Below are 11,474 nucleotides of genomic sequence, written 5' to 3'. Positions count from 1 at the left end.
GGCATCGCAATGACTGTCAACGCATCTGCCGACGTGGCGGCCGTCCGGTCCATCATCCTCGACGTCCTTGAACTGGAGGACGAAGAGCTCACCGCCACCAGCCTGTTCATCGAGGACCACGGCGCGGACTCGCTCGGCGCCATCGAGATCCTGTCCCGCATCGAGGCCGAGCTCGGCGTGGTCATCCCGCAGGAGGACCTGGTCAAGCTGATCCACCTCGATGCCGTCCTCGAGGTGCTGGCCACAGCCGAGGGGCGGCAGCCGTGACGAGTGAGCCACGCCGGGTCGTTCTCACCGGCTGCGGGGTCCTGTCCAGCATCGGCACCGGGGTCGCGGAGTTCACCGAGTCCCTGAAGGCGGGCCGGGTCGGCACCGGTGAGATCACCGTCTTCGACACCGCCGGGTTCCCGGCGAACCGCGGCCACCAGGTCCACGGGTTCGACGCGGCCACGTGGCTGCGGAACGTACGGGCCGATGAGACCGGGCGGGCCTCGCAGTTCTCGGCCGCGGCGGCCCGGATGGCGCTCGACGACGCCGGACTGACCGAGGAGCAACTGCGCGCGCGGCGCGGCACCATCGTCATCGGCACCACCGACGGCGAGGTCGGCGAGCTCGATCTGCTCGCCGAATCCGCGCTCGCCATCGGACTCAGCGCCTTCACGGGCGCGGCGATGAGCCGGTCCGCCACCGGCTCCCTCGCGCTGAACGTCGCCCGTGAACTGGGCCTGTCCGACGTCGAGATCAGCACCGTCGCCACCGCCTGCGCCGCCGGCAACTACGCCATCGGCAGCGGCTTCGACACGGTGCGCAGCGGCGAGGCCGAATGGGCGCTCGTCGGCGGCGCGGACGCGCTGAACCGCAAGACCTTCGCGGGCTTCTCGCGGCTCGGCCTGATCGCCCCCGACGAATGCCGCCCCTTCGACTCCGAGCGCAAGGGCCTGCTCACCGGCGAGGGCGCTGGCCTGCTGCTCCTGGAGACCGAGGCGTCGGCGCTGGAGCGTGGCGCGCACATCTACGCCGAGGTGCTCGGCTACGGCCTCAACTGCGATGCCGCACACCCCACCGCCCCCGAGGAGGACAGCGTCGCCCGCTGTATCCGCCTCGCCCTCGCCAACGCCTCCGTCAAGCCGGAGGAGGTCGACCTGATCTCGGCGCACGGCACCGGCACACCGACCAACGACACCACCGAGATCGCGGCGATCCGCCAGGTGTACGGGGACGGCGCGCCGCGGACCGTGGGCCTCAAGGGCATGATCGGCCACACCATGGGCGCGGCCAGCGCGCTCGGCGCGATCGCATCGGCCCTCGCCATCCGGCACGGCTTCATCCCGCCCACGGCCAATCACCGTGTGACGGACCCGACCTGCGACGTCGACGTGGTGCCCAATCAGTCGGTCTCCGCGGACGTCCGGATCGTGCAGAACAACGGCCTCGCGTTCGGAGGCAACAACGCCGTCGTACTGCTCGGCCGCCACGAGAACCCCCGAGGGGAGTACGCCCGATGAGCACCACCACCGCGGTGATCACTGCGTGGTCGGCCGTGTCGCCGTACGGCACAGGCAGTGAGGCCCTGACCCAGGGCCTGCGCTCGGGCACGGCACCGGAGCCGTCCGCCACCCCCGAGGAATGGCTGTCCGAGCCGTCCGCCACCGCTCGCCTCGTCCCCGGGTTCGACGTCCGCGAGGCGCTCGGCCGGGTCGGCACCCGCGGCATGGACCGGATGACCGGGCTGACGGCCGTGGCCGTACGGGAACTGCTCGGCGACGAGGAGGGCGACACCGGCACCGGGCTGGTCCTCGGCACGGCGGCCGGCGGTGTCCAGGGCTTCCTGGAGTTCACCAAGGCCTCACTGGAGGGCGAACGGCCCATCGACGTACCGCCGTCGAAGGTCCCCAACATGGCGATGAACAGGGCCGCTTCGGCGAGCGCGATCCGCCATGGCCTGAAAGGCCCCAACTCCACGGTCGCGGCGGGCCGTCTCTCGGGCCTGATCGCCCTCGCGCACGCGCGGCGGCTGCTGGCGGACGGCCGGGCCCGGCGGGTGCTGTGCGGCTCGGTCGAGGAGTACTCGGCGAGCCGCGCCCAGCTGGCCCACCGGGCGTACGGAGACGAGGCCGTCGTCGGCGAAGGCTGCGCGATGGTGCTGCTCGAACCGGGCGACGCCACGGGAGGGGCCCTGGCCGAGGTTCTCGCGGTGCACCACCGCGTCGCGCTGACCGAGGACTTCGCGGACGCGCTCGCGGCAACCGTGCACGACGCGCTGACCACGGCGGGCGTACGCCCCGGCGAGATATGGGCAGCCGTCCCGGGCGGCGCGCCGGGACCGGCGGGCGAACAGGAACAGCAGGTACTCCAGGCGCTGTTCACCGCCTCGGCACGGGACCGGGTCCCGTCCCCCGCACTGCTCGGCGACACGGCCGCGGCCACGGCCTCCTTCCAGATCGCGGCACTGCTGTCGGCTCCGGACGGGGCAGGCCGCATCGCCCTGATCACCGCAACGGACCCGGACGGCCCGGTCGGCTGCGCGGTCCTGCGTCTGCTGACGAACGCCACGCCCGCTTCCGGCACACCGACCGGTGAAGCCGCCGACGGCTCCGGCAGGGCGGACGGTGTCGTATGACCGCCCGCCCCGTCGCCCTGATCAGCGGCGGCTCACGCGGCATCGGACGGAACGCCGCGCTGCGGCTCGCCGAGGAGGGGTACGACATCTCCTTCTGCTACCGCGGCGACGAACAGGCCGCCGCCAACCTGGAGAAGGAGCTCGCCGAGGCGGGCGCGCGCTCACTCGCCGCGCGCGTCGACGTCAGCGACACCGATGACGTGCGCGCCTGGGTGAGCCGTACGGAGAAGGACTTCGGCCCCGTCGAGGTCGCCGTCACCTCCGCCGGCATCACCCGCGACAAGCCGCTGCTGATGATGTCCGACGCCGAGTGGCACGACGTGATCGCCACCAACCTCGACGGCGTCTACCACGTCTGCCGCGCCGTCGTCTTCCCCATGCTCAAGCGCCGTAAGGGCAGCATCGTGACCGTCTCCTCGGTCTCCGGGCTGCACGGCAACGCCGGCCAGACGAACTACGCGGCCTCCAAGGCCGGGATCATCGCGTTCTCGCGCTCGCTGGCCAAGGAGGTCGGCCGGCGCGGCATCCGGGTCAACGCGGTCGCGCCGGGACTCATCGACACCGACATGTCGGCCCGCCTCGACGGCACGATGAAGGACCAGATCGCCGAACGCACCGCGCTCGGCCGGCCCGGACTCACCTCCGAGGTCGCCGATGCCGTGGCGTTCCTGGCCTCCGCCCGCGCGGCCTACATCACCGGCGCGGTCCTGCCCGTGGACGGCGGCCTGTGACGACCCACCGGGTGGATGTTCCAGCCCGTCCGGCGACCCCGGACACGGCCGAAGGCCGTATTGGGGGTCCCCCCACGCCCTCGGGGCGTAGGGGGAGGGTCTGGGGCGGAGCCCCAGTTACGGGAAGGGCCGGGGCGGGGGCTGCCCCCGCCCTGCAGCCCGGCCACTGCCACCTCTGGTGGGCGTCGGCCGACGACGCCGACCCCAGCCTGCACGCGCTGCTCGACACCCGCGAACGCACCCGCCTCGCCGAACTCCGCCACCCCGCCGCCCGCGCCCTCTACCTCACCGCCCACGCCCTCGCCCGCGTCGCCGTCGCGACCCAACTCGGGCTCAGCGCCCACGACGTGACGTTCACCGTGGTGTGCAAGCACTGCGGCGGCCCGCACGGCAAGCCGCAGCCGCCCGGTCCGCTCAGGCTCTCCCTCTCGCACTCCGGAGACCGGGTGCTCGTCGCCCTCGCCCACACCACCCCGGTCGGCGTGGACGTCGAGGAGATCGCCCCGTACGCCCACGACGTCGCGACAAGGGTCCTCGCCCCGCAGGAGCGCGCGGTCCTCGCCACGCTCCCCGAAGCCGCGCGCCCGGCCGGCTTCATCCGTTACTGGACCCGCAAGGAGGCCCTGCTCAAGTCGACCGGCGACGGCCTCGCGGTCGCGCCGGACCTGCTCAAGGTCACGGCCCCGCACGCCCCGCCGCGGCTGCTGTCCTGGGACGGACCGGACCGCCCGCTGCTGCCGCTGCGCCTGTACGACCTCGACGCGGGCCCCGGCCACCGGGCCGCGCTCGCCGCCGTCGGCGCACCGCTGCGCCTGTCCGTCCACGACGGCTCCGCACTGCTGCGCACGACCACCACCGAAAGGGAACTGGCCCCATGAGTACGTACGTTGCTCTGATCGCCGACGCGCTCAGCCCGTCCGCCGTGTCCGTACTCGGCCAGGACGGCAGCGTCGAGGTACGGCACGTCGACGGCACGGACCGCCCCGCGCTGCTCACCGCGCTTCGCGACGCCGACGCCGTGCTCGTACGCTCAGCCACCCGCATCGACGCCCAGGCGCTGGCCGCGGCCCCCCGCCTCAAGGTCGTCGCCCGCGCGGGCGTCGGGCTGGACAATGTGGACGTCCCCGCGGCCACCGCCGCCGGTGTCACCGTCGTCAACGCCCCCGCCTCCAATGTCGTCAGCGCCGCCGAGCACGCCGTGGCGCTGCTGCTGGCGGTGGCCCGCCATGTCCCGCAGGCCGACGCGGCTCTCAAGGCGGGCCGCTGGGCGCGCAGTTCGTACACCGGTGTGGAGCTGGCCGGAAAGACGCTCGGCGTGCTCGGCCTCGGCCGGATCGGCTCGCTGGTGGCCCGCCGTCTTGCCGCCTTCGACATGGAGGTCATCGCGTACGACCCGTACGCGAGCGAGACGCACGCGGCGGGGATCGGCGTCCGGCTGGTCGGCCTCGACGAACTGCTCGCCCGGGCGCAGTTCCTCACCGTGCATCTGCCGCGCACCCCACAGACGACGGGCCTGATCGGCTTCGACGCGCTCCAGCGGGTCCGCTCCGACCTGCGCATCGTCAATGCGGCGCGTGGCGGCATCGTGGACGAGAACGAGCTGTACGCCGCCCTCAAGGAGGGCCGGGTGGCCGGCGCCGCCCTCGATGTCTACGCCACCGAACCGTGCACCGACTCCCCGCTGTTCGAGCTGCCGAACGTGGTCGTCACCCCGCATCTGGGCGCCTCCACCCCCGAGGCGCAGGAGCGCGCGGGCACCCAGGCCGCCGAGTCCGTACTGCTTGCCCTCGCGGGTGCGCCCGTGCCCGACGCAGTCGACGCCCCCGGCAGGGCCCTCGCGGTCAACCGGTGACGTCAGCCTCCATCGGCGCCCGCATCCGTTTCCTCGTCGGAGCCCGCAGGACCGAGCCAGCCCCGGTCCATCGCGAGCGCTCCGGCCTGGAAGCGGCTGCGGGCGCCCAGGCGTGCCATCAGTTCCGCGGTGACACGCCGTCCGGTGCGCACCGATACGCCCAGCTTGCGGGCGACGACCTCGTCGGTGTGGCCTTCCAGGAGCAGGTCCAGAACGGCCTGCTCCTGCGGGGTCAGGCCCTCCGGCTCCTGCGGCCGGGCGCCGCCGATCGGCTGCGCCTGCTCCCAGGTCTGTTGGAACAGCGAGGTGAGCGCGGTGATCACACCGGTGCCCTCGAGCACCAGAATGCCCTTGGCCGCGGCCTCGGGATCGGTGGGGACGATGGCCGTACGACGGTCGTAAATGATCATGCGCAGCGGCAGCTGCGGGAGGGTGCGCACCTCGCCGCCGCTCTCCTGCAGCCAGCGCGCATAGCCCAGCGTCGCAGGGTCGTTGCGGATCGAGTCGAGGTAGACGTAGCGCAGCTGGACGCCGCGGCTCAGGGCGTTCCGGTCGAGCGGTCGCGCCGCGTCGAGCGCCGCCCGGGTCTGTGCGCCGCGTGGCGCAAATACGGCTATCTCGCTCTCCGCGCTGTGCGACAGGCGCTCGATCTGCGAATTGATCGCGTCCAGGCCGGTGTATCTGCGCACTTCGTTGGTCTCGGCCGAGGGGCTGTCGTCGTACTCGGTGAGCATCCGTGTGATGGTCAACCGGGCCGCCGCCATGGCCTGTTGACGCTCCGCCAGCTCCTGTTCCTGGCGGTGCAGCAGACTGGCCAGCCCGAACTCCGGGTTGACCAGCCGCATTTTGTCCGGTTCCTCCGAGGACCTCCGTACCAGAGCGAGTCCTGCCAGCTCATTGAGCGTGTCGGTCACCCTGGAGGCAGGCCAGCCGAGCACCTCGGCGATCTCTGCCACCCCCGCCCTGGGTGTTTTGAGCAGTACTCGATAGACAGATTCTGCATCCGAATCCAGACCTAACTGGTCCAACGTTCGCCCCCCGGAGAACTCCCATGTCAACGGCGCGGTCACACGCAGCGACGAAAACAAGTATCTCAGCCAGATTCGATCAGCAGCAACGTTACTTGCCAGTCACTGTTTCGTTTCAGTTGCTGTTCATGGAGGCGCAATCATGTTCCTGGTGACGGCCAGAGTGCCCGCGCGGGCGCTGACCGCCGGGGAAGCGCTCGACGACCGGATCCGCCGTGTGGTCACCTCCGAGGACCGTCTGGAGCATCTTCATCTCAGCCTGGCGGCGGACGGTGACGCGCAGTTGGTGCTCTTTCTCGGCCACCCGGACGCGGCCCGCACGGAGGAGGCCGCGGCCCTTCTTGTCGCCCGCGCACTGCGACCCTCACCCGGTACCACAGCGATCGTGTGGGAACCAGCGGTTCCGCTCCCACTCGCCATGGAACGGCTTGGACTGGTCCCGGCTGACAGGGAGTTGCCATCACAGGACCCTGACAGTCCGTGTTGCAGACGGGACGGGTTGTGAGAGGCAAGACTCATGGCTGTCGGGAGGAACGCCCGATCGCAGTGAGATTTCAGGGGGAGAGAAGCAGTCATGGGGAACATCGCGCAACGTCGCGTACGGATCGCCACCATGCCCGCGGCCGCCATGGGGACGGCAGTTGCGGCGCTGATCGCTCTGGCGCCGACGGCCGGCGCCACGGAGACCGCTCATGAGTCTTCGACGGGAGCGTCGGTCTCGGTGCTCGGTATCGTCGCGGGGGCAGGGGCGACGCTCGGGGTGAAGCCGCACGATCTCGCACAGTCGATCCAGCTCACCATCAACGGCAACACCTGGGGGGACTAAATGCTCGCGGCTGAACCGGACCACCTGCGCGGGGCGAATGTGAGCGAGCTCCGCTCCGGCATCGACCGGATCGACGCCGAGATCCGGGCCCTGTTCGAGCGCCGCCGCGAACTCTCGCACGCGGTGCAGCGGGCCCGGATGGCCGAGGGGGGCTCGCGTACGGACACCGGCCGCGAGATGCAGATCATCAAGTCGTACGCGGACGGCTTCGGCCGTCAGGGCACGGCGATCTCGCTCGCACTGCTGGAGATCTGCCGGGGGTCGTCCCCCGCGGCCGAGGGCTGACCACCCCCAGGTGTGCAACTGCCGCCCCGGCCACCGAGAGGTGGCCGGGGCGTCGTGCTTGCTCAGAACAATTCTGCTCAGGGCTCGGGGCACACCTTCCATGCGAGCCGGTAGATGGTGTTGATCTCTCCGTCCGTGGAGTCCATCGTCATGAAGCTGGTCGTCTTCTTCGGATCCGATGTCCCGGCGTTGACCCGCACTTCGGTGTTTATGTTGAAGTTGCGCTTCACCCCGCAGGGCGCCCAGACCAGTTGTCCCCACTCGGTGGAGTCGGTGGCCTGCCAGTTGTCATCGAGCGGGCCCTTGAAGGGGTGATTTCTGGACGCCGTGTCCGGGGATCCCTGGAAGTAGTACGAGGCCTTCTGTGCGGCGGTTGCGCCGGACTGGAGGCTGGCGAAGCCGCGGTAGTCGGCGCTGGCGATCGCGTAGGTGAAGCCCTGCGGGACATGCACCACGAGGTTGAGCTGGCAGTTCTTCCGGTAGTCGGTCGGGGTCGCCCCGACGCCGACCTTGGCGAGATACTCGCTGTAGGTCACGGTGAAGGCGGTGTTGTCCTCGGACACCGCCACCGCGGCGGACCCTGGACGACAGCCGGATCCGTTGACTGTCGCGATGTCGATCGTGATTTTGTCGGGGGGCGCGATGCTGACGGCGGAAGCGTTCTGAGAGGCCAGCAAGGAAGCGAGAATTGCCGCTGCCGCGCCGCCCGCGAAAAGTGCACGGGACATGATTCTCCCATCGGGGAAATGTGAGGGGTTCATCCGGAAGCCGGCCACGACAAATTCGGCCAGGAACGCCGATTAGGCATGACCGTGTCAACTCTTCAAAACATTTCTGGGCGCTTCTCGAAGAGCCGGAACGACTGGAATGGTAGGTACCAACGCAGGGGCTGACTAGGTCCGTTATCAGCCTCTCGTCGATGTGCCGGAATCAGCCATCACAAAAAAGCGGCCCCGAGGCGCACTTTCGTGCACCTCGGGGCCGCTTTGTACTGAATGTCAGCCGATGACGCAGGCGTTGCCCATAGTCGGGTTCAGCAGCGCGATCAGGTTGAGGGAGTTGCCGCAGGCATTGAGCGGAATGCTGAGCGGAATCTGCAGGACGTTGCCCGACAGGACGCCGGGGGAGCTGACAGCGGAACCAATGGCATCCCCGTCCGCCATGGCAGGGGCGGCGGCGCCCATGGCCAGGAGGACGCCTGCGACGACGGCCGCAGCCTTCGTGTGCTTCATTTTTTGGATCCTTTCAGCAGTGGTGCCGTACGCAAGCGCGACCTTCGCGCTGCGCTGCCAGTTTCCTGTTCGTGAACACCTCTGCAGGACTGGTAACGACTGGATTCCCGCCAAGAAACCTCAATATGACCGCCCGTTCGAAAAGTCACTCGTATGCAGCATGGGCACTTTATCGAACCGCCGGGGAGATTCCTTGCCGGAAACTCTGTTCCTGCTTCTCAGGGGCGTCATTTCTATTTCTCTCGAGCATATGACGCCCTGAATGAGTGCACCCCGAACGCGCGGCGCTCAGCGGCGAACCCGTACTAGCTGTCGGTGGAGCCGTTTCCGGACAGGACCGGAATGCTGTCGAGGATGTGCGACAGCGGTTCGTCGCCCTTGGCCTGGGTCGAGTTCTCGGTGCACTGCTGGGTCTGTGGGGCGGACAGGACCGGGATGTCCTGTACCCCGACAGGCACGACGCCGATGAGCGAACCGGCGTTGGCCTTGGCCGGCAGGCCGAGGCAGGGCTTGTTCAGGGAGCCCTGGACGAGACCGATCTGCGGGCTCATGTCGCCGTTGGTGGTGGAGTTGCCGAAGACCTGCGAGGCCCCGACGCCGCTCTCCGTGGTGGTGCCCCCGTCGTCGCCGATGGCAAGGGCCTGCGGAGCCATCGCGGCACCGGCGCCCACCATCGAAGCGGTGACCGCAGCGGTGGCCAGAATCTTCTTGATCACTTTTTGTCCCTTTTCGCTTTGACCGATCGAGCGCGGAGCAGACTGATCAACTGCGTCCGGCTGGTTTGGTTCCGTCCGGTCACTCGAATGCCGCAATGCGCTTATGGATGGCCGGTACGTAAATACCGGCGGAGGGCCATTGAGGAGCCCTCCGCCGGTGAGAGCAGACCGTCGCGCGCACCCGGATGCGCCATGCCAACAGGAAGCACGACTGCCCCACGACGCAATGCGCCGCCGGCTGGAGGGTTGCACCGGGCGCAGATCGCTTGCACGGTCTGCTCCACCATTCCATCATTCCCGGGCGGTCGCCCAGGCGCCGTATTCACCCGTCTGCCGAATGAAATTCCGGGCGGTCACAGCAATTCGTGATTGGGGCACAATGGGGCCGTCCAGCACGCAATCGAAGCGGTGAAAACAGTATGACAATCACGGTGACCGGATCTGTGCCCACAGAACACGGGAGGAGCCGAAGGGCTCGCAGAGACGAAATCGGCGGCAGTCGTCCCTTCGCCTGGCTGCTTGTGATCACGGGGGCGGCGGGTCTGCTGGCTTCGTGGGTGATCACGATCGACAAGTTCAAGCTGCTGGAGGACCCCAGTTTCACGCCGGGGTGCAGTCTGAATCCGGTCGTTTCCTGCGGGAACGTCATGAAGAGCGAGCAGGCGTCGGCGTTCGGGTTCCCGAATCCGATGCTGGGGCTTGTTGCGTACTCGATGGTGATCGCGATCGGGGTGGCGCTGCTGGCGGGGGCGCGGTACCGCCGCTGGTACTGGCTGGGCCTCAATGCCGGCTGTCTGTTCGGGGTGGGGTTCTGCACCTGGCTGCAGTACCAGTCGCTGTACGAGATCAACTCGCTGTGCCTGTGGTGCTCGTTGGCGTGGGTCGCCACGATCGTGATGTTCTGCTACGTCACGGTGCACAACATCGAGCACCGGTTCATCCGAGTGCCTCAGGGGCTGCGGAAGGCACTGCTGGAGTTCCACTGGGTGCCGCCGGTGCTGTGGATCGGGATCATCGGGATGCTGATCCTGACCCGCTGGTGGGACTTCTGGACCGGCTGACCCGGGCCAACTCCCCGTACGGACACGCAAAGACCCCGGCGGCCTGCGAGAGGCGCCGGGGTCTTCGATGTGACTGGCTCTGCGTGCCGACTGGCGTCGGACGGTGGGCCTCAGCTGTCGGTGGAGCCGTTTCCGGACAGCACCGGGATGTTGCTGAGAACGTGCGACAGCGGTTCGTCGCCCTTGGCCTGGGTCGAGTTCTCGGTGCACTGCTGGGTCTGCGGGGCGGACAGAACCGGGATGTCCTGTACCCCGACGGGCACGACGCCGACGAGCGAACCGAGGTTTGCCTTGGCGGGAAGACCGACGCAGGGCTTGTTGAGCGAGCCCTGGACGAGACCGATCTGCGGGCTCATGTCGCCGTAGGTCTCGGCGTTGCCGAACGACTGGCTGGCCTCGTTGCCGCTCTGCGTCATCGTGCCTTCGTCATCGCCGATGGCCATAGCCTGCGGTGCCATAGCCGCGCCCGCGGCCGCCACGGAAAGGGTGATCGCCGCAGTGGCCATAACCTTCTTGAGCATGTTCCGTCCTTACGTCTCGTGGATGCCCGCTGGTGGGGCTCCCTGGTCAACTACCTCCTTTGGTGATTGGTTCTGCGGGTTCACTCAATTGGCCCGCATCGGCACGCTCGTAGGGAAATTGAGCTGAACAGGGGGTACCGGCGCTGTCGCCGTGTCATCTCTATGGGCAATCCGTTTCGATCTGTGTGCGCCCTAATGTTGGGCAGAACATCGAGCAGAAGGTGCTATTTCTCATGAAGACTGCCAAGAAGGCCGCCCTGGTGCTGGCCACCGCTGGACTCGCCGCTGGTGCTGCCTCCGGTTCCGCGTTCGCCGACACGACCGCGTCAGGTTCCGCCGCCGGCTCGCCGGGTGTGCTCTCCGGCAACCTGGCCCAGCTTCCGACCCACGTCCCGGTGAACCTCGTCGGCAACTCCGTGAACGTGGTCGGCCTCCTGAACCCGGCCTTCGGCAACGTCGCCTCCAACGGCTGACCCGCGCCCGTCACACCAGGGTGGCGGCCCCCGGGCCCCCCCCGGGGGGGCCCCCGGGGTTGGTTTCCCGGGGAGGTGCCGGAGCGGCGGAAATCCACAGCCACCGGGCGGGGGGGCGCCCCGCCCGGG

The 11,474-nt window shown here is 69.0% G+C and carries 15 protein-coding genes and 1 pseudogene; 11 read left to right on the top strand and 5 right to left on the bottom strand.

The genetic code is table 11. The features are described from left to right. Positions 1 to 9: 9 nt before the first annotated feature. The 6 genes and pseudogenes from ACI2LP_RS12045 to ACI2LP_RS12020 form a co-directional block, all read left to right on the top strand. Positions 10 to 267 (top strand): acyl carrier protein, encoded by a 258-nt coding sequence (locus ACI2LP_RS12045; protein ID WP_404724382.1) that lies wholly within the window; start codon positions 10 to 12, stop codon positions 265 to 267. Beyond that, positions 264 to 1,505 carry a beta-ketoacyl-[acyl-carrier-protein] synthase family protein gene (locus ACI2LP_RS12040; protein ID WP_404724381.1) on the top strand — a complete coding sequence of 414 codons (1,242 nt, stop codon included), beginning with the start codon at positions 264 to 266 and terminating at the stop codon, positions 1,503 to 1,505. Before ACI2LP_RS12045 ends, ACI2LP_RS12040 begins: the two co-directional genes overlap by 4 nt. After that, positions 1,502 to 2,620 carry a beta-ketoacyl synthase N-terminal-like domain-containing protein gene (locus ACI2LP_RS12035; RefSeq protein ID WP_404724380.1) on the top strand — a complete coding sequence of 373 codons (1,119 nt, stop codon included), beginning with the start codon at positions 1,502 to 1,504 and terminating at the stop codon, positions 2,618 to 2,620. Before ACI2LP_RS12040 ends, ACI2LP_RS12035 begins: the two co-directional genes overlap by 4 nt. Next, positions 2,617 to 3,351: a 3-oxoacyl-[acyl-carrier-protein] reductase gene (gene fabG, locus ACI2LP_RS12030; protein ID WP_404724379.1), complete on the top strand. Its 735-nt coding sequence runs from the start codon at positions 2,617 to 2,619 to the stop codon at positions 3,349 to 3,351. The genes ACI2LP_RS12035 and fabG overlap by 4 nt, the downstream gene beginning before the upstream one ends. An 11-nt stretch (positions 3,352 to 3,362) precedes the next feature. Beyond that, the gene (locus ACI2LP_RS12025; RefSeq protein ID WP_404724378.1) at positions 3,363 to 4,229 is read left to right on the top strand and encodes a 4'-phosphopantetheinyl transferase family protein; all 867 of its coding nucleotides are present in this window, start codon (positions 3,363 to 3,365) and stop codon (positions 4,227 to 4,229) included. After that, positions 4,226 to 5,191, top strand: a pseudogene (locus ACI2LP_RS12020) (hydroxyacid dehydrogenase); the annotation flags it as partial. The gene ACI2LP_RS12025 and the pseudogene ACI2LP_RS12020, both read left to right, overlap by 4 nt. Before the next feature lie 14 nt (positions 5,192 to 5,205). On the opposite strand, the gene ACI2LP_RS12015 reads toward ACI2LP_RS12020, so the two are convergent. After that, entirely contained in the window at positions 5,206 to 6,273 is a 1,068-nt protein-coding gene (locus ACI2LP_RS12015; RefSeq protein WP_404724377.1) for a helix-turn-helix domain-containing protein, read from the bottom strand. A gap of 100 nt (positions 6,274 to 6,373) precedes the next feature. On the opposite strand from ACI2LP_RS12015, the gene ACI2LP_RS12010 reads away from it, so the two are divergent. From ACI2LP_RS12010 to ACI2LP_RS12000, 3 genes are all read left to right on the top strand, one after another. Further along, positions 6,374 to 6,736, top strand: a complete 363-nt coding sequence (locus ACI2LP_RS12010) for a hypothetical protein (protein ID WP_404724376.1) — start codon at positions 6,374 to 6,376, stop codon at positions 6,734 to 6,736. A gap of 69 nt (positions 6,737 to 6,805) precedes the next feature. Then, entirely contained in the window at positions 6,806 to 7,057 is a 252-nt protein-coding gene (locus tag ACI2LP_RS12005; protein ID WP_404724375.1) for a hypothetical protein, read from the top strand. Next, positions 7,058 to 7,342 (top strand): chorismate mutase, encoded by a 285-nt coding sequence (locus ACI2LP_RS12000; protein WP_404724374.1) that lies wholly within the window; start codon positions 7,058 to 7,060, stop codon positions 7,340 to 7,342. A gap of 77 nt (positions 7,343 to 7,419) precedes the next feature. On the opposite strand, the gene ACI2LP_RS11995 is transcribed toward ACI2LP_RS12000, so the two are convergent. The 3 genes from ACI2LP_RS11995 to ACI2LP_RS11985 form a co-directional block, all read right to left on the bottom strand. Next, on the bottom strand, positions 7,420 to 8,070 hold the full coding sequence (locus tag ACI2LP_RS11995) for a DUF4360 domain-containing protein (RefSeq protein WP_404724373.1): 651 nt from the start codon (positions 8,068 to 8,070) through the stop codon (positions 7,420 to 7,422). Positions 8,071 to 8,340: 270 nt separating this feature from the next. Then, complete coding sequence (locus tag ACI2LP_RS11990) at positions 8,341 to 8,574, bottom strand: chaplin (protein ID WP_404724372.1); 234 nt, start codon at positions 8,572 to 8,574, stop codon at positions 8,341 to 8,343. Between the two features lie 305 nt (positions 8,575 to 8,879). Then, positions 8,880 to 9,290, bottom strand: a complete 411-nt coding sequence (locus tag ACI2LP_RS11985) for a rodlin (protein ID WP_404724371.1) — start codon at positions 9,288 to 9,290, stop codon at positions 8,880 to 8,882. Between the two features lie 419 nt (positions 9,291 to 9,709). Here ACI2LP_RS11985 and ACI2LP_RS11980 point away from each other — a divergent pair, with 419 nt between their 5' ends. After that, a complete protein-coding gene (locus tag ACI2LP_RS11980; protein ID WP_404724370.1) occupies positions 9,710 to 10,351 on the top strand; it encodes a vitamin K epoxide reductase family protein in 642 nt (213 codons plus the stop codon). 110 nt (positions 10,352 to 10,461) lie between these two features. Here the strand turns inward: ACI2LP_RS11980 and ACI2LP_RS11975 are convergent, their stop codons facing one another. Continuing rightward, complete coding sequence (locus ACI2LP_RS11975; RefSeq protein WP_404724369.1) at positions 10,462 to 10,872, bottom strand: rodlin; 411 nt, start codon at positions 10,870 to 10,872, stop codon at positions 10,462 to 10,464. Positions 10,873 to 11,105: 233 nt separating this feature from the next. Between ACI2LP_RS11975 and ACI2LP_RS11970 the strand changes: the two genes are divergently transcribed. Then, on the top strand, positions 11,106 to 11,345 hold the full coding sequence (locus tag ACI2LP_RS11970) for a chaplin (RefSeq protein ID WP_404724368.1): 240 nt from the start codon (positions 11,106 to 11,108) through the stop codon (positions 11,343 to 11,345). The last annotated feature ends 129 nt before the right edge of the window (positions 11,346 to 11,474 follow it).

The sequence above is a fragment of the Streptomyces sp. NPDC019890 genome (genome assembly GCF_044903445.1).
Classification (GTDB): domain Bacteria; phylum Actinomycetota; class Actinomycetes; order Streptomycetales; family Streptomycetaceae; genus Streptomyces.
This window is presented reverse-complemented; position numbering and strand designations above follow the sequence as displayed.

What these genes read in the sequence shown, in the direction of transcription:
- ACI2LP_RS12045 (WP_404724382.1), top strand. Translation starts at nt 10, where the DNA reads ATGACTGTCAACGCATCTGCCGACGTGGCGGCCGTCCGGTCCATCATC.
- ACI2LP_RS12035 (WP_404724380.1), top strand. Translation starts at nt 1,502, where the DNA reads ATGAGCACCACCACCGCGGTGATCACTGCGTGGTCGGCCGTGTCGCCG.
- fabG (WP_404724379.1), top strand. Translation starts at nt 2,617, where the DNA reads ATGACCGCCCGCCCCGTCGCCCTGATCAGCGGCGGCTCACGCGGCATC.
- ACI2LP_RS12010 (WP_404724376.1), top strand. Translation starts at nt 6,374, where the DNA reads ATGTTCCTGGTGACGGCCAGAGTGCCCGCGCGGGCGCTGACCGCCGGG.
- ACI2LP_RS12005 (WP_404724375.1), top strand. Translation starts at nt 6,806, where the DNA reads ATGGGGAACATCGCGCAACGTCGCGTACGGATCGCCACCATGCCCGCG.
- ACI2LP_RS12000 (WP_404724374.1), top strand. Translation starts at nt 7,058, where the DNA reads ATGCTCGCGGCTGAACCGGACCACCTGCGCGGGGCGAATGTGAGCGAG.
- ACI2LP_RS11995 (WP_404724373.1), bottom strand. Translation starts at nt 8,070, where the DNA reads ATGTCCCGTGCACTTTTCGCGGGCGGCGCGGCAGCGGCAATTCTCGCT.
- ACI2LP_RS11990 (WP_404724372.1), bottom strand. Translation starts at nt 8,574, where the DNA reads ATGAAGCACACGAAGGCTGCGGCCGTCGTCGCAGGCGTCCTCCTGGCC.
- ACI2LP_RS11980 (WP_404724370.1), top strand. Translation starts at nt 9,710, where the DNA reads ATGACAATCACGGTGACCGGATCTGTGCCCACAGAACACGGGAGGAGC.
- ACI2LP_RS11975 (WP_404724369.1), bottom strand. Translation starts at nt 10,872, where the DNA reads ATGCTCAAGAAGGTTATGGCCACTGCGGCGATCACCCTTTCCGTGGCG.
- ACI2LP_RS11970 (WP_404724368.1), top strand. Translation starts at nt 11,106, where the DNA reads ATGAAGACTGCCAAGAAGGCCGCCCTGGTGCTGGCCACCGCTGGACTC.